The following is a 21,063-nucleotide window of genomic DNA, read 5'->3' on the forward strand; positions in this document are numbered from 1 at the left end:
AGAGAGACTTGGCACAAACAAAACAATATCGTTTTCCACATGATTTTTGGTGGGGCTCATCCGCTTCAGCAACACAAACAGAGGGTGCCGCCGATAGAGACGGAAAAGGGCAGAATATATGGGATTATTGGTTTGAAAAAGAACCACATCGTTTTTTTAACCGTGTCGGACCTGCAACGACATCTCAATTTTACGATCATTATAAAGAAGATATCAGGCTGATGAAGGAGCTTGGCCACAACTCGTTCCGGATGTCAATTTCCTGGTCGCGTTTAATACCGGACGGAACAGGCGAAATCAACGCCGAAGCTGCAGATTTCTATGCGGGAGTTATCGATGAGCTGATCGCTAACGGAATAGAGCCTTTTGTCAATTTGTTTCATTTCGATATGCCGATGGAACTTCAAAAAAATGGCGGCTGGGCAAACAGAGAAACCGTTGACGCCTATGAAAACTATGCGAAGTCAAGCTTCCGTTTGTTTGGCGACCGGGTGAAAAAATGGTTCACGCATAATGAACCAATCGTTCCTGTAGAAGGCGGATACTTATATGATTTTCATTATCCAAACAAGGTCGATTTTAAAGAGGCTGTCCAGGTCGGGTTTCATACGATGCTATCAAGTGCCCGTGCCATTCAGGCTTACAGGGAAATGAAGCAGGACGGAAAAATTGGGATTATCTTAAATTTGACCCCTTCATACCCGAGAAGCAGCCATCCGACCGACGTCAAAGCGGGGGAAATAGCGGACGCATTTTTTAACAGATCCTTTTTAGACCCTTCTGTCAAAGGGGAATTCCCAAAAGGCCTGGTTGAGATTTTAAAGAGCGAAGGCTTTGTGCCCGACTATAAGAAAGAAGATCTTGAGGTGATCAAACACAATACGGTTGATCTGTTGGGCGTGAATTATTACCAGCCGAGACGTGTAAAAGCAAAAGAACATCTTCCGAATCCCGATGCGCCTTTCTTGCCGGACAGGTATTTTGATCCTTACGTCATGCCAGGGCGCAAAATGAATCCTCATCGCGGATGGGAGATTTACGAAAAAGGCGTTTATGATATTTTGATCAATTTAAAAGAAAACTACGGGAACATTGAGTGCTTTATATCGGAAAACGGCATGGGAGTCGAAGGTGAGGAACGCTTCAGGGACGAACAAGGCATCATTCAAGATGATTACCGGATCGAGTTTATAAAAGAGCACCTCAAATGGATTCACCGTGCCATACAGGAAGGATCAAACGTAAAAGGCTATCACTTATGGACGTTCATGGACAACTGGTCTTGGACAAATGCCTATAAAAACAGATATGGATTTGTATCAGTCAATCTCGAGAAAGACGGAGAAAGGACCGTCAAAAAGAGCGGAAAATGGTTCAAAAAGATTGCTGAGCAAAACGGTTTCTAGATTTACAGATCTTCCGGCAATCATCATGATGATGAGAGTTCACAGCAAAGCCGCAACATTGATGAAACAGGGAAAAGAACTTATGATATCCGTAATAGCTTATGTGATATCAAACTCTAATAGCTGCCGGAGGATACCAATGAATAAATACGAAATCATCGCAAATGAAATGAGAAATAGAATCAAAAATAACGTCTATCCGATCGATCAGCCGATTCCTGATGAAGTATCTCTTGCAAAAGAGTTCAACTCAAGCCGCATGACGATGAAAAGAGCCTTGGATAATTTGGTTGCTGAAGGGCTTCTGTTCAGAAAACGAGGCCATGGCACGTTTATTATTCAATCAGCGATACAGGATGACCATGTCCATGTGGTCAGCAATGAAATCCTTGGATTGACCAACTTGCTGAAAGATAAGGAAATTAAAAGCAAGGTCATTCAGTTCGAAGTGCAATTTCCCACAGAGGAAGTGGCCGCTCATTTGTCCATTGATCAGAAAACCCCGGTTTATTATGTCGTACGGCTGCGGATAGTAGAGGGAGAGCCCTATGTATTGGAAAAAACATATATGCCGACTCATTTAATACCGGGCATTAATGATGATGTCCTTCATGATTCGGTCTACAACCACATCACAAACGGGCTGCAGCTGAAAATCGCCGGATCGCATCGGAAAATCAGGGCCTGTAAATCTGATCATATTGACCAGGAGCATCTGGGCTGTAAACAAGATGATCCAATTCTCGAAGTCGAACATGTGGGCTTCTTAGATAACGGCATTCCATTTGAGTATTCCTTTTCGCGTCATCGGCATGACAAGTTTGTCGTCACTTCGGTAAACATACGGCGCTGATCGCAAAGACAACAAGGAGGCCATCTGTATGCTTGGCGGTATTGAAGCAGGCGGCACAAAATTTGTTTGTGCCGTCGGCAAAGAAGATGGAACGATCATCGACCGAGTAGAGATTCCGACAACGATGCCGGATGAAACATTAGAGAAAGTGTTTCAATATTTTCGCCCATTCTCATTACAGGCCATCGGCATCGGCTCCTTTGGTCCCGTTGATACCAATAAAACCAGTGAAACATACGGAACCATTAGGGCCACGCCGAAAGACGGCTGGAGACACTACCCCTTTTTGCAAACCGTTAAGAATGAAATGAACATCCCAGTCGGTTTTAGTACGGATGTCAATGCTGCGGCGCTGGGTGAATTCCTTTTTGGTGAAGCAAGGGGTCTCAACAGCTGCCTGTATATTACGATTGGCACTGGCATTGGGGCGGGCGCAATTGTAGAGGGCCGGCTCCTTCAGGGGCTGTCACACCCAGAGATGGGCCATATTTATATCCGGAGGCACCCGGATGATGTATACCAAGGGATTTGCCCGTATCATAAGGATTGCTTTGAAGGCTTGGCATCCGGTCCCGCCATTGAAGCGCGCTGGGGGAAAAAAGCTGCTGATTTATCAGATATAACCCAAGTCTGGGAACTGGAAGGATACTATATTGCCCAAGCGCTGGTTCAATATATTTTGATCCTTGCGCCTGAAAAAGTCATTCTTGGCGGCGGGGTCATGAATCAGCAGCAAGTGTTTTCTTATATTTATGAATATGTGCCGAAAATCATGAACGGATACTTTTATTTTTCTGAATTATCTGAAAGTGTAAGTGGATATATTGCACCTCCATATTTGGGCAGTAACGCCGGGATCATCGGCACGTTTGTTTTAGCGGCTCAGGCCTTACAGGAAGCATTTTCAGCCGGGGAGGTGCAATCATGAAGCACCCTTTATTTTTGGAGCCTGTCTTTAAAGAAAGATTATGGGGAGGAACAAAGCTTCGTGACGTTTTCGGCTACGCGATCCCCTCGGAAAAAACAGGTGAGTGCTGGGCCGTTTCTGCACATGCCAATGGCTCATCGGCTGTTAAAAACGGCCCGCTGGCAGGAAAGACACTTGACCAAGTGTGGCAGGATCATCCGGAGATTTTCGGTTTTTCAGATGGAAAGGTGTTTCCGCTGCTTGTAAAGCTTCTGGACGCCAATATGGATCTTTCCGTGCAAGTCCATCCTGACGATGATTATGCAATAATGCATGAAAACGGCGATCTCGGGAAAACGGAGTGCTGGTATATTATTGATTGCAAAGATGACGCCGAACTGATTTTGGGCCACCACGCAAGTACAAAGGAAGAGTTTAAACGGAGAATGGAAAGCGGCGATTGGAACGGACTGTTGAGGCGCCTCAAAATCAAGCCGGGAGATTTTTTTTATGTCCCAAGCGGTACGCTCCACGCTTTATGTGAGGGAACACTTGTCCTTGAAATTCAGCAAAACTCTGATACAACGTATCGCGTTTACGATTATGACCGCTGCGATGATAAAGGCCAAAAAAGAACGCTTCATATAGAAAAAGCCATGGAAGTCATAACGATACCGCATACCGATACAATCCATACACCGGCAGTCGAAGAAGTCGGTAATGCCCAAATCACCGTTTATGTACAAACGGATGATTTCTCCGTATACAAATGGAGGATTAAAGGCCGAGCTGTTTTTCCTTCTTATCAAGCTTATTTGCTGGGGAGTGTCCTGAAGGGATCAGGACGAATTGTCATGAATGATATTCAGTACGAGTGCAATACAGGCGCACACTTTATTTTGCCAGCGCATTTTGGCGAGTTTTCAATAGAAGGAACATGTGAAATGATAATATCTCATCCTTAATGAATGGAGGAGTTGCAATTGTTTAAGAAACATACGATCTGTCTGCTCATGATCGTTTTACTTGCGTCTGCTGTTCTGGCAAGACCAATTGAAGCGCATACTGTGTATCCTGTGAACCCTCATGCACAGCAGACCACAAAAGCAGTGATGAATTGGCTTGCTCATCTGCCTAATCGAACAGAAAACAGAGTCCTTTCCGGAGCGTTTGGGGGCTATAGCCATGACACATTTTCTATGGCTGAGGCTGATAGAATCCGAAGTGCAGCAGGACAATCACCTGCTATTTATGGCTGTGATTATGCAAGAGGATGGCTTGAAACAGCAACGATTGAAGATTCGATTGATGTCAGCTGTAACAGCGAGCTGCTATCATATTGGAAAAGCGGAGGAATCCCGCAAATCAGTTTGCATCTGGCGAATCCTGCTTTTCAGTCAGGGCATTTTAAAACACCGATCACAAACGATCAGTACAAAAACATATTAGATTCTTCAACAGCGGAAGGGAAGCGGCTGAATGTCATGCTCAGCAAAATTGCTGACGGACTTCAAGAACTGGAGAATGAAGGCGTGCCTGTTCTGTTCAGGCCGCTGCATGAAATGAACGGTGAATGGTTTTGGTGGGGACTTACATCATATAATCAAAAGGATCAAGAAAGAGTTTCCCTCTATAAACAGCTCTATAAAAAAATCTATCATTATATGACCGAGACAAGAGGTCTTGATCATTTGCTTTGGGTTTACTCTCCCGACGCCAACCGGGATTTTAAAACCGATTTCTACCCGGGTGCGTCTTATGTAGATATTGTCGGGTTAGATGCATATTTCCAAGATGCCTATTCGATTAACGGATACGACCAGCTAATAGCGCTTAATAAACCATTTGCCTTTACTGAAGTCGGCCCGCAAATTGCAAACGGCAGCTTTGATTACAGCTTGTTGATCAATGCAATAAAACAAAAATATCCTAAAACCATTTACTTTCTGGCTTGGAATGATGAGTGGAGCCCGAGTGCAAACAAGGGCGCTTCAGCTTTATATAACGACAGCTGGACACTTAATAAGGGAGAGATATGGAGCGGTGATTCTTTAACGCCTATTGTTGAATGAATAGGAAGTGCACATTAAGAAGGTGCTCATGAATTTCATGGGCATCTTCATACCCCGATCAGGCAATCATATCGCTACTCGTTTATGTTTAATGGTATGTGTACGATGCGATAAAGTATACATTGAAAAAACGTGAGAGAATAAAATAAAAAAATATACAAAAGGTGTTGACCTAATAAAATACACATGGTATATTATTAAACGTCGCTGATGAACAGCACACAACAACACGAAAAACAAAAAAGTTTTTCAAAGGTGTTTACAAGTTTTCAAAAACGTGTATAATAAGAAAAGTCGAATTGAAAAAAGGTTCGATTGCCAAAAAAACGTTTTTAAAAAACTTCTTGACTTCAACATCAAATGATAGTATGATAGTTAAGTCGTTTGATAAGCGCCCGTAGCTCAATTGGATAGAGCGTTTGACTACGGATCAAAAGGTTAGGGGTTCGACTCCTCTCGGGCGCGCCATTATAAAATACCACGCGGGTGTAGTTTAGTGGTAAAACCTCAGCCTTCCAAGCTGATGTCGTGAGTTCGATTCTCATCACCCGCTCCATTATTGAATGATCTTTGAAAACTAAACAAGACAAAACGTACCTGTTAATTCATTTTTTATAAATCGCACAGCGATGTGCGTAGTCAGGGGCCTGCACGATGCAGGTCATGCAGATGTTGTCACAGGATGTGACGAACTTAATCTGCGCTCCATTACTTTATGGAGAGTTTGATCCTGGCTCAGGACGAACGCTGGCGGCGTGCCTAATACATGCAAGTCGAGCGGACAGATGGGAGCTTGCTCCCTGATGTTAGCGGCGGACGGGTGAGTAACACGTGGGTAACCTGCCTGTAAGACTGGGATAACTCCGGGAAACCGGGGCTAATACCGGATGCTTGTTTGAACCGCATGGTTCAAACATAAAAGGTGGCTTCGGCTACCACTTACAGATGGACCCGCGGCGCATTAGCTAGTTGGTGAGGTAACGGCTCACCAAGGCAACGATGCGTAGCCGACCTGAGAGGGTGATCGGCCACACTGGGACTGAGACACGGCCCAGACTCCTACGGGAGGCAGCAGTAGGGAATCTTCCGCAATGGACGAAAGTCTGACGGAGCAACGCCGCGTGAGTGATGAAGGTTTTCGGATCGTAAAGCTCTGTTGTTAGGGAAGAACAAGTGCCGTTCAAATAGGGCGGCACCTTGACGGTACCTAACCAGAAAGCCACGGCTAACTACGTGCCAGCAGCCGCGGTAATACGTAGGTGGCAAGCGTTGTCCGGAATTATTGGGCGTAAAGGGCTCGCAGGCGGTTTCTTAAGTCTGATGTGAAAGCCCCCGGCTCAACCGGGGAGGGTCATTGGAAACTGGGGAACTTGAGTGCAGAAGAGGAGAGTGGAATTCCACGTGTAGCGGTGAAATGCGTAGAGATGTGGAGGAACACCAGTGGCGAAGGCGACTCTCTGGTCTGTAACTGACGCTGAGGAGCGAAAGCGTGGGGAGCGAACAGGATTAGATACCCTGGTAGTCCACGCCGTAAACGATGAGTGCTAAGTGTTAGGGGGTTTCCGCCCCTTAGTGCTGCAGCTAACGCATTAAGCACTCCGCCTGGGGAGTACGGTCGCAAGACTGAAACTCAAAGGAATTGACGGGGGCCCGCACAAGCGGTGGAGCATGTGGTTTAATTCGAAGCAACGCGAAGAACCTTACCAGGTCTTGACATCCTCTGACAATCCTAGAGATAGGACGTCCCCTTCGGGGGCAGAGTGACAGGTGGTGCATGGTTGTCGTCAGCTCGTGTCGTGAGATGTTGGGTTAAGTCCCGCAACGAGCGCAACCCTTGATCTTAGTTGCCAGCATTCAGTTGGGCACTCTAAGGTGACTGCCGGTGACAAACCGGAGGAAGGTGGGGATGACGTCAAATCATCATGCCCCTTATGACCTGGGCTACACACGTGCTACAATGGACAGAACAAAGGGCAGCGAAACCGCGAGGTTAAGCCAATCCCACAAATCTGTTCTCAGTTCGGATCGCAGTCTGCAACTCGACTGCGTGAAGCTGGAATCGCTAGTAATCGCGGATCAGCATGCCGCGGTGAATACGTTCCCGGGCCTTGTACACACCGCCCGTCACACCACGAGAGTTTGTAACACCCGAAGTCGGTGAGGTAACCTTTTAGGAGCCAGCCGCCGAAGGTGGGACAGATGATTGGGGTGAAGTCGTAACAAGGTAGCCGTATCGGAAGGTGCGGCTGGATCACCTCCTTTCTAAGGATATATTACGGAATATAAGACCTTGGGTCTTATAAACAGAACGTTCCCTGTCTTGTTTAGTTTTGAAGGATCATTCCTTCAGACATAGGAGCACCTGCTAAATGCGCCACATCGTGTGGCAACGCATGTGTTAGCATGTCCTATGCGTTGTTCTTTGAAAACTAGATAACAGTAGACATCACATTCAATTAGTAAGACAAGATATCACATAGTGATTCTTTTTAACGGTTAAGTTAGAAAGGGCGCACGGTGGATGCCTTGGCACTAGGAGCCGATGAAGGACGGGACGAACACCGATATGCTTCGGGGAGCTGTAAGCAAGCTTTGATCCGGAGATTTCCGAATGGGGAAACCCACCACTCGTAATGGAGTGGTATCCATATCTGAATTCATAGGATATGAGAAGGCAGACCCGGGGAACTGAAACATCTAAGTACCCGGAGGAAGAGAAAGCAAATGCGATTCCCTGAGTAGCGGCGAGCGAAACGGGATTAGCCCAAACCAAGAGGCTTGCCTCTTGGGGTTGTAGGACACTCTGTACGGAGTTACAAAGGAACGAGGTAGATGAAGAGGTCTGGAAAGGCCCGCCATAGGAGGTAACAGCCCTGTAGTCAAAACTTCGTTCTCTCCTGAGTGGATCCTGAGTACGGCGGAACACGTGAAATTCCGTCGGAATCCGGGAGGACCATCTCCCAAGGCTAAATACTCCCTAGTGACCGATAGTGAACCAGTACCGTGAGGGAAAGGTGAAAAGCACCCCGGAAGGGGAGTGAAAGAGATCCTGAAACCGTGTGCCTACAAGTAGTCAGAGCCCGTTAACGGGTGATGGCGTGCCTTTTGTAGAATGAACCGGCGAGTTACGATCCCGTGCAAGGTTAAGCAGAAGATGCGGAGCCGCAGCGAAAGCGAGTCTGAATAGGGCGCATGAGTACGTGGTCGTAGACCCGAAACCAGGTGATCTACCCATGTCCAGGGTGAAGTTCAGGTAACACTGAATGGAGGCCCGAACCCACGCACGTTGAAAAGTGCGGGGATGAGGTGTGGGTAGGGGTGAAATGCCAATCGAACCTGGAGATAGCTGGTTCTCTCCGAAATAGCTTTAGGGCTAGCCTCAAGGTAAGAGTCTTGGAGGTAGAGCACTGATTGGACTAGGGGCCCCTACCGGGTTACCGAATTCAGTCAAACTCCGAATGCCAATGACTTATCCTTGGGAGTCAGACTGCGAGTGATAAGATCCGTAGTCGAAAGGGAAACAGCCCAGACCGCCAGCTAAGGTCCCAAAGTATACGTTAAGTGGAAAAGGATGTGGAGTTGCTTAGACAACCAGGATGTTGGCTTAGAAGCAGCCACCATTTAAAGAGTGCGTAATAGCTCACTGGTCGAGTGACTCTGCGCCGAAAATGTACCGGGGCTAAACGTATCACCGAAGCTGCGGACTGTTCTTCGAACAGTGGTAGGAGAGCGTTCTAAGGGCTGTGAAGCCAGACCGGAAGGACTGGTGGAGCGCTTAGAAGTGAGAATGCCGGTATGAGTAGCGAAAGAGGGGTGAGAATCCCCTCCACCGAATGCCTAAGGTTTCCTGAGGAAGGCTCGTCCGCTCAGGGTTAGTCGGGACCTAAGCCGAGGCCGAAAGGCGTAGGCGATGGACAACAGGTTGATATTCCTGTACCACCTCCTCACCATTTGAGCAATGGGGGGACGCAGGAGGATAGGGTAAGCGCGGTATTGGATATCCGCGTCCAAGCAGTTAGGCTGGGAAATAGGCAAATCCGTTTCCCATAAGGCTGAGCTGTGATGGCGAGCGAAATATAGTAGCGAAGTTCCTGATTCCACACTGCCAAGAAAAGCCTCTAGCGAGGTGAGAGGTGCCCGTACCGCAAACCGACACAGGTAGGCGAGGAGAGAATCCTAAGGTGATCGAGAGAACTCTCGTTAAGGAACTCGGCAAAATGACCCCGTAACTTCGGGAGAAGGGGTGCTCTGTTAGGGTGCAAGCCCGAGAGAGCCGCAGTGAATAGGCCCAGGCGACTGTTTAGCAAAAACACAGGTCTCTGCGAAGCCGTAAGGCGAAGTATAGGGGCTGACGCCTGCCCGGTGCTGGAAGGTTAAGAGGAGCGCTTAGCGTAAGCGAAGGTGCGAATTGAAGCCCCAGTAAACGGCGGCCGTAACTATAACGGTCCTAAGGTAGCGAAATTCCTTGTCGGGTAAGTTCCGACCCGCACGAAAGGCGCAACGATCTGGGCACTGTCTCAACGAGAGACTCGGTGAAATTATAGTACCTGTGAAGATGCAGGTTACCCGCGACAGGACGGAAAGACCCCGTGGAGCTTTACTGCAGCCTGATATTGAATGTTGGTACAGCTTGTACAGGATAGGTAGGAGCCTTGGAAACCGGAGCGCCAGCTTCGGTGGAGGCATCGGTGGGATACTACCCTGGCTGTATTGACCTTCTAACCCGCCGCCCTTATCGGGCGGGGAGACAGTGTCAGGTGGGCAGTTTGACTGGGGCGGTCGCCTCCTAAAAGGTAACGGAGGCGCCCAAAGGTTCCCTCAGAATGGTTGGAAATCATTCGCAGAGTGTAAAGGCACAAGGGAGCTTGACTGCGAGACCTACAAGTCGAGCAGGGACGAAAGTCGGGCTTAGTGATCCGGTGGTTCCGCATGGAAGGGCCATCGCTCAACGGATAAAAGCTACCCCGGGGATAACAGGCTTATCTCCCCCAAGAGTCCACATCGACGGGGAGGTTTGGCACCTCGATGTCGGCTCATCGCATCCTGGGGCTGTAGTCGGTCCCAAGGGTTGGGCTGTTCGCCCATTAAAGCGGTACGCGAGCTGGGTTCAGAACGTCGTGAGACAGTTCGGTCCCTATCCGTCGCGGGCGCAGGAAATTTGAGAGGAGCTGTCCTTAGTACGAGAGGACCGGGATGGACGCACCGCTGGTGTACCAGTTGTTCTGCCAAGGGCATCGCTGGGTAGCTATGTGCGGACGGGATAAGTGCTGAAAGCATCTAAGCATGAAGCCCCCCTCAAGATGAGATTTCCCATTCCGCAAGGAAGTAAGATCCCTGAAAGATGATCAGGTTGATAGGTCTGAGGTGGAAGTGTGGCGACACATGGAGCTGACAGATACTAATCGATCGAGGACTTAACCACATTTTGATTGATGTCACATCTGTTATCTAGTTTTGAGAGAACATCTCTCTAAAAGGTGGAAAGAAACTCCGCTAAGGGCTCTCACATCCTGTGAGAAACGCCCAGTACCTTCATCCTGAAGGCATTTGTTTGGTGGCGATAGCGAAGAGGTCACACCCGTTCCCATGCCGAACACGGAAGTTAAGCTCTTCAGCGCCGATGGTAGTCGGGGGTTTCCCCCTGTGAGAGTAGGACGCCGCCAAGCTTGTACCATAAATTATTATCATCGCGGGGTGGAGCAGTTCGGTAGCTCGTCGGGCTCATAACCCGAAGGTCGCAGGTTCAAATCCTGCCCCCGCAACCAAAATATATGAATAAAATAAGGAGTGCCCGAAGGGTGCAACCAAAATAATTCATTTTAATATGGTCCGGTAGTTCAGTTGGTTAGAATGCCTGCCTGTCACGCAGGAGGTCGCGGGTTCGAGTCCCGTCCGGACCGCCATTTTTTGTAAACGAAACGATCATGTTTTCGTTTTTTTTTGTGTTTTCTTTTACGGTAGCTTCTGCTTGGTGTCATAGCCAAGCTTTCTTTTATATCGGCAACATCTTGGATATTACAGCAAAATTCGATACACTAAGAAGAGTACATATAGGCATAAGCAGGTTGAAAGGGGGTTTTGGTTCATGGATGAATTTGATTTAATACATAGCATTACTCCGCGGACCATTCACCACTCTTCCGTTGATGTAGGAATTGGTGATGATGCAGCGCTCTACACTGCGAAACACGGCGTTCAGGAAATTGTTTGTGTTGATACTATGGTGGAAGATATACATTTCAAATTACACTATTCCTCACCTAAAGATGTCGGATATAAGGCATTAGCCGTTAATATAAGTGATATTGCCGCGATGGGCGGCATTCCTAAATTTTATTTGGTATCACTTGCGGTACCTTCGAAATGGACGGAATCTGAAATCAAGGCAATGTATGAAGGAATGAATGAACTGGCGAAACTATATCATATGGATCTAATTGGCGGCGATACAGTCTCTACCTCTGACAAATTAGTTGTTACAGTCACTGTAATCGGGGAAGTTGAAAAGGGACAGGCATGTTTGCGCAGCTTGGCAAGACCCAACGATATTGTGTTTGTAACCGGTGAAATCGGTTCTTCTGCAGCAGGACTTTCTTTGTTGTCAGAAGAGACTGATCCCCAAAACGCAGTGATTGAAGCCAGTTACTTTATCAACAGGCATAAACGGCCTCAGCCGAGAGTAAACATCGGCAAATTATGCTCGAATGTTCAGCGTGCGGCTTTAAATGATATCAGTGACGGATTAGCTAGCGAATTACATGAGATTGCGGAAGCCAGCTGTGTTTCAATTGAAATTGATGAACGTATGCTTCCAGTCCATTCTGACTTGCCTAAGCTCCATCCTCACTGGAAAGAATGGGCTTTATTTGGCGGGGAGGATTTTGAGCTGACAGGAACGGTTTCAAAGGAGGAATGGGAAGCGTTGAAGCAAGAGTGTGAAACACGTCAACTGCCCATTACAAAGATTGGTCATGTCATAGAAAAAACAGAATCCAATGTGATCCTAAAAACAGATAAAACATCAGTGATCTTAGAAAAAAAAGGATATAATCATTTTAAATAAGATGGGTGACTCGTGTGAAGCAATTAAAGTGGAGAACTGTAAATCCTGAAGAAACAAAAGCGATTGCCAAGCTGACGGCATCGTTTGCTAAACCGGGAGACGTCCTGACATTAGAGGGCGATTTAGGAGCCGGAAAAACAACTTTTACGAAAGGTTTTGCAAAAGGACTTGGAATTACACGTGTTGTAAACAGTCCGACTTTTACAATTATAAAAGAATATAACGATGGCACACTTCCTCTTTATCATATGGATGTGTATAGAATGGAAGATGAAAGTGAAGATTTGGGGCTTGATGAATATTTTCACGGACAAGGTGTCTGTCTCGTTGAATGGGCTCATTTAATTGAAGAACAGCTGCCGCAGGAGCGACTGCAAATTGTCATCAAAAGAGCTGGTGATGAAGAGCGGGAAATAACCTTTACTGCTGTCGGGGATCGGTATGAAATGCTTTGTGAGGAGATAAGTAGACATGACAATATTAGCAATTGACACATCAAATTATACGTTGGGCATTGCGCTGCTTCGAGAAGACACCGTCATAGCAGAACACATGACATATTTGAAAAAGAACCACTCTGTCAGAGCAATGCCTGCTGTTCATTCATTACTGAATGATTGTGATATGACACCGCAGGATCTTTCTAAAATTGTTGTTGCAAAAGGCCCTGGTTCATACACAGGAGTCAGAATTGGTGTGACGCTCGCCAAAACCCTTGCCTGGTCTTTACACATTCCGATTGCTGCTGTATCAAGCCTTGAGACGCTCGCGGCAAATGGACGGCATTTTGACGGTTTGATCAGCCCTATCTTTGATGCCAGACGTGGACAGGTGTATACAGGTCTGTATGAATATAAAAACGGGCTTTTGGAGCAAGTGGTTCCAGATCAAAATGTGATGCTGGCCGAATGGCTGGAGATGCTAAAAGAAAAGGATCGCCCTGTTTTGTTTTTAGGTCATGATACTTCTATTCATAAGCAGATGATAGAGGATGTGCTTGGAATTAAAGGGGTCATTGGCGCTTCGGCTCAGCAAAATCCGCGTCCTTCAGAATTGGCTTTTCTAGGTGCGGAAAAGGAAGCAGAGGACGTTCACCGGCTTGTCCCGGATTACTTGCGGCTGGCAGAAGCGGAAGCGAAATGGATTGAAAGTCAAAAGTAGGGTGATAGGATGAAAACAAAAGCAGCCGTCAGAATCATGCGGCCTGATGATATTGATCACGTATACGAAATCGAAACATCCTCCTTTACGTCTCCTTGGACGAAGGATTCTTTTTATCATGAGCTGCTGGAAAATCCGTATGCTCATTATCTCGTGATTGAAAAGGACGGCCATGTTGCTGGGTATTGCGGAATTTGGATTGTGATGGACGATGCCCAAATTACAAATATCGCGATCAAGCCGGAGTATCGAGGCCAGTCTTTAGGAGAAACGCTTTTTCGCTCAGCGGTGGAACTGTGCAAAGAAAAAGATGCAAGGAGGCTTTCGCTTGAAGTGAGGGTTTCGAATCATCCTGCTCAAGGCTTATATAAAAAGTTCGGGATGCAGCCCGGCGGAATAAGAAAGAACTATTATACTGATAACGGGGAAGATGCGTTAATTATGTGGGTGACGATAAATGAGTGAGCAAAAAGAGACGTACGTATTAGGAATTGAAACAAGCTGTGATGAAACGGCGGCAGCTATCGTAAAAAACGGAAAAGAAATCATTTCGAACGTAGTGGCTTCTCAAATTGATAGCCATAAGCGCTTTGGAGGCGTTGTTCCGGAAATTGCGTCAAGACATCATGTTGAGCAAATTACTTTGGTCATAGAAGAGGCTTTTCGTAAAGCTGACATGACGTATAGTGAAATTGACGCGATTGCAGTTACTGAAGGTCCGGGACTTGTGGGAGCGCTTCTTATCGGAGTAAACGCTGCTAAAGCATTGAGCTTTGCGCATAACATTCCGTTAATTGGCGTCCATCATATAGCCGGTCATATATACGCGAATCGCCTTGTAGAAGACATCGTATTTCCAGCACTGGCTTTAGTCGTTTCAGGAGGCCATACAGAATTGGTTTATATGAAGGAACACGGATCATTTGACGTCATTGGGGAAACGCTCGATGATGCAGCAGGAGAAGCTTATGACAAAGTGGCGCGAACGATGGGACTGCCATATCCGGGCGGACCGCAAATTGACAAGCTTGCTGAAAAAGGAAATGACAATATTCCGCTTCCTCGCGCATGGCTCGAAGAAGGCTCATACAATTTCAGCTTCAGCGGGTTGAAGTCCGCGGTGATCAATACGCTTCATAATGCGTCCCAAAAAGGGCAGGAGATTTCTCCGGAAGATTTGTCTGCCAGTTTCCAAAATAGCGTGATTGATGTCTTAGTGACGAAAACGGCGCGTGCGGCAAAGGAATATGATGTGAAACAGGTCCTTTTAGCCGGTGGAGTAGCTGCAAACAGAGGACTCAGAGCTGCACTAGAAAAAGAATTTGCACAGCATGAAGGGATTGCGCTTGTCATTCCTCCGTTGGCATTGTGTACGGACAATGCTGCGATGATTGCTGCGGCTGGCACTATTGCATTTGAGAAGGGAATTCGCGGTGCATATGATATGAATGGCCAACCTGGCCTTGAATTGACTTCTTATCAAAGTCTCACGACATAATGGAGTGAGGCTTTTTATTTGTTATTAACAGATAATTCTCAATTTATCCACATATCTGTTAGTAATTATGAAGGTATCGTTGGATAAAGGATTGAGGACATTGTTAATAAAGTGGATGAATTCAGAAAATTTTGTGGATAATGTGTATAAAACGCTTACTTATTTGTTGTATAAGGTTATTTTCTGTGGATAAAAAGCACCTCTAAAAAGAGGTGCTTGACTTTTTTTAATCTTCTTCTGTGGATAGTTCTTCCCATTCGGATAAAAGAGTTTCCAGCTCCTGATTGAGCTTTTCGTTGTCAGCATGGATGGCTTGTACCTTTTCATGGTCTTGATAGACTTCCGGATCACATAGCAATTCATCATTGCGGCTGATGTTTTCTTCAATGGTTTGAACAGCGGTTTCAATTTCTTCAATTCGCCGCAGCCGTTGTCGTTCTTTCTTTTTCCATTCTTTTTCTTCTTCGTAGGAACGTTTGGAGTCAGACTTTATCGCAGCAGGCGTTTTCTCGGCTTCCTCTTGCTGATTCATTTTTTCCAGTTCAAGCTGTTCTGTTTTTTTCTCCGTATAATAATCGTAATCTCCCAGATACTCTTCTATATGGTTTGAGGAAAGCTCAAACACTCTTGTGGCGATTCTGTTAATAAAATATCTGTCATGTGAGACAAATAACAGTGTGCCTGGATAATCAATCAGCGCGTTTTCGAGGACTTCTTTGCTATCTAAGTCCAGATGGTTTGTCGGTTCATCAAGAATGAGAAAATTCGCTTTTTGAAGCATCAGCTTAGCAAGGGCCAATCTTGCTTTTTCGCCCCCGCTTAATGAATGCACGGGTTTCAATACATCATCTCCGGAAAACAAGAAGTTTCCGAGACAAGTTCTGATTTCTTTCTCCGGAAGCCCCGGATACTCATCCCACAGTTCATCAAGGACACGTTTAGCGGAAGTCAGCTCAGCCTGCTCCTGGTCATAGTAGCCGACACTGACATTCGAGCCATATGAGATCGCTCCTTGATCTGGCTTCAGGGTGTCCATTAATGTTTTCAGCAATGTCGACTTACCGATTCCGTTAGGGCCGACAAGCGCAGCGCTTTCTCCTCTTGTGAGCATGAACGACACTTCCGTTAAAAGCGGGGGCTGGTTTTCATAGCTGATTGTGAGATCCTGAACACGCAAGACTTCGTTTCCGCTCTGTTTTGTAATATCAAAATGAAAGCTTGCAGATTTTTCATCGCCGAGCGGTTTTGACATGACGTCCATTCGCTCAAGCTGCTTTCTGCGGCTTTGCGCTCGTTTTGTGGTAGAGGCTCTCGCCAGATTTCGGTCTACGAAGTCTTGGAGCTTTGCGATTTCGTCCTGCTGCTTTTCATATACTTTCAGATCTTTTTCATATTGCGCGGCTTTTTGGTCGAGATAAGCGCTGTAGTTGCCGTGATATTTTTTGCTTTCAGCTCTTGATACCTCGTACACTTGGTTTACCACTTTGTCCAAAAAGTAGCGGTCATGCGAAACGATCATAATGGCGCCTGAATAGCCTTGCAAATAATGTTCAAGCCAGGTTAGTGTGTCAATATCCAGATGGTTTGTCGGCTCATCGAGAATGAGCAAATCGGGCTGTGTTAATAGAAGCTTACCTAGGGCCAGCCTTGTTTTCTGGCCTCCGCTCAGGCTTTGGACCTGTGTAGAATCGTCAAAATGGCTGAAACCAAGGCCGTGCAGCACAGATCTGACATCCGCTTCATATTGATAGCCGCCTTTATCTTTGAATTCCTGCTGAAGCCGGTCATAGGTTTTCATAATGCTTTCCAATTCATCCGGATCAGCTGCCGCCATTTTTTCTTCCATCGTCCGCATTTCTTTTTCCATTGCTTTCAAGTGGTCAAAAACAGTCAGCAGCTCTTCTTTTATGGTAAGCTTAGAATCCAAGCCCGTATGCTGGGCGAGATATCCCATTGTCATATCTTTCGGTTTAATGATTTCGCCCTTTTCATACGATAGCTGGCCTGCGATAATTTTAAGCAGCGTGGATTTACCCGCGCCATTTCGACCAACAATGGCAATGCGATCACGATTTCTGACTTCCAGCTTTATATTGTTTAAAATAGTATCAGCACCAAATGATTTGGACAGCTGATTAACTTGTAAGATCATCATATTATTTCACCTCTGCTATAATAAGTTAAGTGTAGCTTATCAATCAGAAGTCAGCAAACAATACATTGGCCGAATAAGACATAGAGAAGAAAATAGTGTATGATCTTTTTAAGGAGAGTTTGAATATGAATGAATTTTCTCATTTTAATGAACAGGGACGAGCCCAGATGGTGGATATCAGCGAAAAATCTTCGACTGTCCGTACTGCGGCGGCTGTTTCAAGCGTACACATGAAGCATGAAGTGTACGAGAAAATACAAAGTCACGATATCGGTAAAGGAGATGTATTGGCTGTTTCGCAGGTGGCAGGCATTATGGCCGCAAAGCAAACGTCCAATATCATTCCGATGTGCCATCCGCTATCACTGAGCGGGGTAGATATATCGTTTGACTGGAAAATAAAAGAAACAGAAGTTATACTTCATATAAAAGCACAGGTCAAAACGAAAGGGAGTACAGGTGTGGAAATGGAAGCGCTCACTTCTGCATCGGTGTGCGCTCTTACTGTTTACGATATGTGCAAGGCTCTTGATAAAGGGATGGTCATCGGCCCTACTTTCTTGCTTGAAAAGACAGGCGGGAAAAACGGTGACTTTAAAAGAGAACTATCTGAGTATAATGTGGAGGACCAAAAATGAATAAGGATCAATCAAAAATTCCGCAGGCGACGGCAAAACGGCTGCCGCTCTACTATCGCTTTTTAAAGAACCTGCATGCGTCAGGAAAACAGCGTGTATCTTCCGCTGAACTCAGTGATGCCGTAAAGGTTGATTCCGCCACGATTCGCAGGGATTTTTCCTATTTTGGAGCTCTTGGCAAAAAAGGATATGGATATAACGTGGATTATTTGCTGTCTTTTTTCCGCAAAACGCTTGATCAGGATGAAATGACAGATGTCATCTTGATTGGTGTCGGGAACTTGGGAACGGCATTTCTTCACTATAATTTCACAAAAAATAATAACACAAAAATTTCTATGGCTTTTGATATAAATGAGAGTAAAATAGGAACTGAGGTAGGCGGTGTGCCCGTCTATAATCTTAATGACCTTGAACAGTATGTAAAAGATGAATCAGTTGCCATTCTAACAGTGCCAGCAGTTGCCGCTCAGCCCATTACAGACAGATTAGTCGCGTTAGGGATAAAGGGAATTCTTAATTTTACGCCGGCCCGTTTGAATGTGCCGGAACACATTCGAATTCATCATATAGATTTAGCTGTAGAGCTTCAGTCACTTGTTTATTTCTTAAAGCATTATTCAGTTTTGGAGGAAATCGAATAGAGGGAAAGGAGGAGCCCACATATGCCGATCGGTCCTGGAAGCCTTGCTGTTATCGCAATCGTTGCTTTGATTATCTTCGGTCCCAAAAAGCTGCCTGAACTGGGGAAAGCAGCTGGAGACACACTTCGTGAATTCAAAAACGCTACTAAAGGATTAACGAGTGATGAAGAGGAAAAAAAGAAAGAAGATCAGTAAGTAAGGATGACAAGAATGAAAGTGAATCAAATGTCGCTGCTGGAGCATATTGCTGAGCTTCGAAAACGATTGCTGGTTGTGGCGTTGGCCTTTGTCGTTTTCTTTATCGCGGGATTTTTTTTAGCGAAGCCGATTATTGTATATCTGCAAGAAACAAATGAGGCGAAAGAGCTGACGCTTAACGCGTTTAATCTGACAGACCCGCTTTTTGTGTTTATGCAATTCGCGTTTATCATCGGAATTGTCCTGACCTCGCCGGTGATTCTGTATCAGCTTTGGGCTTTTGTGAGCCCGGGCCTCTATGAGAAAGAGCGAAAAGTGACGCTCAGCTACATTCCAATCTCTGTTTTGCTGTTTTTAGCGGGCTTATCCTTTTCATATTATATTTTATTTCCTTTTGTGGTTGATTTTATGAAGCGAATCTCTCAAGACTTGAATGTCAATCAGGTGATCGGAATTAATGAGTATTTTCACTTTCTCCTGCAGCTGACAATTCCGTTCGGCTTATTGTTTCAAATGCCGGTCATCCTCATGTTTTTGACCAGGCTTGGAATTGTGACTCCGATGTTCTTAGCGAAAGTCAGAAAGTATGCGTATTTTGTGCTGCTTGTGATTGCTGCCTTGATTACGCCTCCTGAGCTTTTGTCTCATATGATGGTCACTGTTCCGCTGTTGATCTTATATGAAATCAGTATTTTGATATCGAGGGCCGCTTATCGGAAAGCACAGCAAAGCAGTGGTGCCGATCAGGACGTGTCTTCAGGGCAATCATAAAAATCCATTTCTCATGTGAGAAATGGATTCGGGCGTGTTGACAAACCCTCGCATTCGTTGTCAAGCCTGTGCGTTGGTGCTCACGAATTAAAACATTCGCTCCGCTCCAATGCTCGCCTTTCCTAGGCTTCAAGGGTTCTCAATCACGCTGAAAAATGACAAAATCCTAAAACGAAAACCGTTTTAGGATTTAATTTCGAATCCATTTCTCTCCGAGAAATGGATTTTCTTTATTTCTGATTCTTTTTGATTTTAAATGAAAAGGCGAACATCTTAAATGAAATGCTGATGTTGTAAGCGGCGAACACCATCAGCAGGATGGAGTAGAATGACCACATGCTGCCTGGCGAGCTTGCGGCAAGATAAGTAAAGATGCACCCTACGGCAAAATAGATCATTCCCCAAACGACCGGGTTTCTCATAAAAATAATCCTCCAATAATCAATTGCATTTGTGTGCTCTGCTGCTCAAGATACTTCTGAACAGGCTCAAGCTGCATGATAACGACAAACGTATTCATCATGACATGGGCGAAAATCGGCACCCATATCCGTTTTGTTCTGGCATACAGGAAGGCAAAGGTAAAGCCCATTGCTGTATAAAGAAGAAGGTGTTTCAAATCAGCGTGAACAATACCGAAAATAATCGAGCTGAGCAGTCCTGCAAAAAAGAAATTCGTTTTTTCATAAAGCGCGCCGAAAATGATTTTTCTGAAGATAATTTCTTCTAATATTGGCCCGACGATAGAAGAAACGATCATCATGAGCGGAACTGCCTGAATGACTTTCAGAATGGCTTGAGTATTTTCTGATTCTCTTCCAATGCCGAATACATAATATTCTATAGAGCCTGCTATTCCTTGAGAGAAAAGGGCAATGAAAAAACCGGCTATCGCCCACAGGATAGAAAGCCCGACAGAGTCTTTCCGGCCGTTTCGCAGTGTTGTTTTCGGAGCCGTTCTAAGAATGAGCAGAACGACAACAAGACAGGCGATAAAGCTGATGACGGACCATAATCCTTGTGCGTGCACCATATTCTCGTTGGTAGGCTGTCCTCCGGCATAACCTAATTTAAATAACAATGGAATCCCGATTAGGAAGGAAAACTGCATGACGATGTATGTCAAAATAATAAACCAATACTGTTTTCTCAAATGGTATGTACTCCTTTGTTAAATGGGTTTCATTCATCTACAGCTATTGTAACATAATCGGAACGGAGGGTGAAAAAGCTAAGGGATGAGGGGCTCGAAAAGAATCATGAAAGCGTGAAAATTTTTTATCTTATCACTTGAAATTGGAAGTGAGATTCTTTATTATAATAACTGTGTTAGCACTCTTTAGAGCTGAGTGCTAAAATTACATATTCATACTATTGAGGAGGTTATTACATTGTTAAAGCCATTAGGTGATCGCGTTGTCATTGAACTCGTAGAATCTGAAGAAAAAACTGCCAGCGGAATTGTGTTGCCGGATTCTGCAAAAGAAAAACCGCAAGAAGGCAAAATCGTGGCAGCTGGTTCAGGTCGCGTGTTAGAAAGCGGAGAGCGCGTTGCTTTAGAAGTAAAAGAGGGCGACCGCATTATCTTCTCAAAATACGCAGGTACTGAAGTGAAATACGAAGGTACTGAATACTTAATCTTACGTGAAAGCGACATTTTAGCTGTTATCGGCTAATTCTTAAATAAACAAATACTT

General features: G+C 45.5%; 18 protein-coding genes, 4 tRNA genes and 3 rRNA genes. 22 read left to right on the top strand and 3 right to left on the bottom strand.

From position 1 onward, the window contains the following. Nucleotides 1-8: 8 nt before the first annotated feature. The 17 genes from M1D98_RS03140 to tsaD all read left to right on the top strand — a co-directional run bounded on the left by M1D98_RS03140 (nucleotide 9) and on the right by tsaD (nucleotide 14,960). A complete protein-coding gene (locus M1D98_RS03140; protein ID WP_456279997.1) occupies nucleotides 9-1,406 on the top strand; it encodes a glycoside hydrolase family 1 protein in 1,398 nt (465 codons plus the stop codon). Nucleotides 1,407-1,545: 139 nt separating this feature from the next. Then, nucleotides 1,546-2,259, top strand: a complete 714-nt coding sequence (gene gmuR / locus M1D98_RS03145) for a transcriptional regulator GmuR (protein WP_010331122.1) — start codon at nucleotides 1,546-1,548, stop codon at nucleotides 2,257-2,259. A 28-nt stretch (nucleotides 2,260-2,287) separates the two neighbouring features. Then, nucleotides 2,288-3,187, top strand: coding sequence for an ROK family protein (locus M1D98_RS03150; protein WP_435577012.1), 900 nt, complete (start codon nucleotides 2,288-2,290; stop codon nucleotides 3,185-3,187). Further along, the gene (manA, locus tag M1D98_RS03155) at nucleotides 3,184-4,131 is read left to right on the top strand and encodes a mannose-6-phosphate isomerase, class I (RefSeq protein ID WP_010331120.1); all 948 of its coding nucleotides are present in this window, start codon (nucleotides 3,184-3,186) and stop codon (nucleotides 4,129-4,131) included. Before M1D98_RS03150 ends, manA begins: the two co-directional genes overlap by 4 nt. 18 nt (nucleotides 4,132-4,149) lie before the next feature. After that, entirely contained in the window at nucleotides 4,150-5,238 is a 1,089-nt protein-coding gene (locus tag M1D98_RS03160) for a glycoside hydrolase family 26 protein (RefSeq protein ID WP_435577013.1), read from the top strand. Nucleotides 5,239-5,629: 391 nt separating this feature from the next. Next, nucleotides 5,630-5,706, top strand: a tRNA-Arg gene (locus M1D98_RS03165). Nucleotides 5,707-5,720: 14 nt separating this feature from the next. Beyond that, nucleotides 5,721-5,794 (top strand) — tRNA-Gly (locus M1D98_RS03170). 156 nt (nucleotides 5,795-5,950) lie between these two features. Then, nucleotides 5,951-7,500, top strand: a 16S ribosomal RNA gene (locus M1D98_RS03175). Nucleotides 7,501-7,732: 232 nt separating this feature from the next. Beyond that, nucleotides 7,733-10,660: ribosomal RNA gene (locus M1D98_RS03180) — 23S ribosomal RNA — on the top strand. A gap of 128 nt (nucleotides 10,661-10,788) precedes the next feature. Next, nucleotides 10,789-10,904: ribosomal RNA gene (rrf, locus tag M1D98_RS03185) — 5S ribosomal RNA — on the top strand. The 16S, 23S and 5S rRNA genes sit together here with 4 tRNA genes alongside, the layout of an rRNA operon. Before the next feature lie 22 nt (nucleotides 10,905-10,926). After that, nucleotides 10,927-11,003: transfer RNA gene (locus tag M1D98_RS03190), tRNA-Met, on the top strand. A 61-nt stretch (nucleotides 11,004-11,064) separates the two neighbouring features. Continuing rightward, a tRNA-Asp gene (locus M1D98_RS03195) sits at nucleotides 11,065-11,141 on the top strand. Between the two features lie 182 nt (nucleotides 11,142-11,323). Beyond that, complete coding sequence (gene thiL, locus M1D98_RS03200; RefSeq protein ID WP_435577094.1) at nucleotides 11,324-12,301, top strand: thiamine-phosphate kinase; 978 nt, start codon at nucleotides 11,324-11,326, stop codon at nucleotides 12,299-12,301. 14 nt (nucleotides 12,302-12,315) lie between these two features. After that, a complete protein-coding gene (gene tsaE / locus M1D98_RS03205; protein WP_039076042.1) occupies nucleotides 12,316-12,792 on the top strand; it encodes a tRNA (adenosine(37)-N6)-threonylcarbamoyltransferase complex ATPase subunit type 1 TsaE in 477 nt (158 codons plus the stop codon). Beyond that, entirely contained in the window at nucleotides 12,773-13,462 is a 690-nt protein-coding gene (gene tsaB / locus M1D98_RS03210) for a tRNA (adenosine(37)-N6)-threonylcarbamoyltransferase complex dimerization subunit type 1 TsaB (RefSeq protein WP_121642010.1), read from the top strand. Before tsaE ends, tsaB begins: the two co-directional genes overlap by 20 nt. A gap of 9 nt (nucleotides 13,463-13,471) precedes the next feature. After that, nucleotides 13,472-13,927 carry a ribosomal protein S18-alanine N-acetyltransferase gene (gene rimI, locus M1D98_RS03215; protein WP_039076043.1) on the top strand — a complete coding sequence of 152 codons (456 nt, stop codon included), beginning with the start codon at nucleotides 13,472-13,474 and terminating at the stop codon, nucleotides 13,925-13,927. Next, complete coding sequence (tsaD, locus tag M1D98_RS03220) at nucleotides 13,920-14,960, top strand: tRNA (adenosine(37)-N6)-threonylcarbamoyltransferase complex transferase subunit TsaD (protein WP_121642011.1); 1,041 nt, start codon at nucleotides 13,920-13,922, stop codon at nucleotides 14,958-14,960. Before rimI ends, tsaD begins: the two co-directional genes overlap by 8 nt. Nucleotides 14,961-15,186: 226 nt before the next feature. Here the strand turns inward: tsaD and M1D98_RS03225 are convergent, their stop codons facing one another. Further along, nucleotides 15,187-17,115 (bottom strand): ABC transporter ATP-binding protein, encoded by a 1,929-nt coding sequence (locus M1D98_RS03225; RefSeq protein WP_121642012.1) that lies wholly within the window; start codon nucleotides 17,113-17,115, stop codon nucleotides 15,187-15,189. 125 nt (nucleotides 17,116-17,240) lie between these two features. On the opposite strand from M1D98_RS03225, the gene moaC reads away from it, so the two are divergent. From moaC to tatC, 4 genes are read left to right on the top strand one after another with little or no spacing between them, the layout of a single operon-like run. Continuing rightward, nucleotides 17,241-17,753: a cyclic pyranopterin monophosphate synthase MoaC gene (moaC, locus tag M1D98_RS03230; RefSeq protein ID WP_456279998.1), complete on the top strand. Its 513-nt coding sequence runs from the start codon at nucleotides 17,241-17,243 to the stop codon at nucleotides 17,751-17,753. After that, nucleotides 17,750-18,397 carry a redox-sensing transcriptional repressor Rex gene (locus M1D98_RS03235; RefSeq protein WP_039076047.1) on the top strand — a complete coding sequence of 216 codons (648 nt, stop codon included), beginning with the start codon at nucleotides 17,750-17,752 and terminating at the stop codon, nucleotides 18,395-18,397. The genes moaC and M1D98_RS03235 overlap by 4 nt, the downstream gene beginning before the upstream one ends. A gap of 21 nt (nucleotides 18,398-18,418) precedes the next feature. Next, complete coding sequence (gene tatAY / locus M1D98_RS03240; protein WP_003234072.1) at nucleotides 18,419-18,592, top strand: sec-independent protein translocase protein TatAY; 174 nt, start codon at nucleotides 18,419-18,421, stop codon at nucleotides 18,590-18,592. Between the two features lie 6 nt (nucleotides 18,593-18,598). Then, nucleotides 18,599-19,366 carry a twin-arginine translocase subunit TatC gene (gene tatC / locus M1D98_RS03245; RefSeq protein WP_456279999.1) on the top strand — a complete coding sequence of 256 codons (768 nt, stop codon included), beginning with the start codon at nucleotides 18,599-18,601 and terminating at the stop codon, nucleotides 19,364-19,366. Nucleotides 19,367-19,596: 230 nt separating this feature from the next. On the opposite strand, the gene M1D98_RS03250 is transcribed toward tatC, so the two are convergent. Both M1D98_RS03250 and M1D98_RS03255 read right to left on the bottom strand, forming a co-directional pair. Beyond that, nucleotides 19,597-19,788, bottom strand: coding sequence for a YdiK family protein (locus tag M1D98_RS03250; protein WP_003225680.1), 192 nt, complete (start codon nucleotides 19,786-19,788; stop codon nucleotides 19,597-19,599). Next, entirely contained in the window at nucleotides 19,785-20,519 is a 735-nt protein-coding gene (locus tag M1D98_RS03255) for a CPBP family intramembrane glutamic endopeptidase (protein WP_456280000.1), read from the bottom strand. Before M1D98_RS03255 ends, M1D98_RS03250 begins: the two co-directional genes overlap by 4 nt. A 238-nt stretch (nucleotides 20,520-20,757) precedes the next feature. On the opposite strand from M1D98_RS03255, the gene groES reads away from it, so the two are divergent. Then, nucleotides 20,758-21,042 carry a co-chaperone GroES gene (groES, locus tag M1D98_RS03260; protein ID WP_003155970.1) on the top strand — a complete coding sequence of 95 codons (285 nt, stop codon included), beginning with the start codon at nucleotides 20,758-20,760 and terminating at the stop codon, nucleotides 21,040-21,042. Nucleotides 21,043-21,063 lie beyond the last annotated feature (21 nt).

The organism is Bacillus sp. K7 (genome assembly GCF_053903245.1).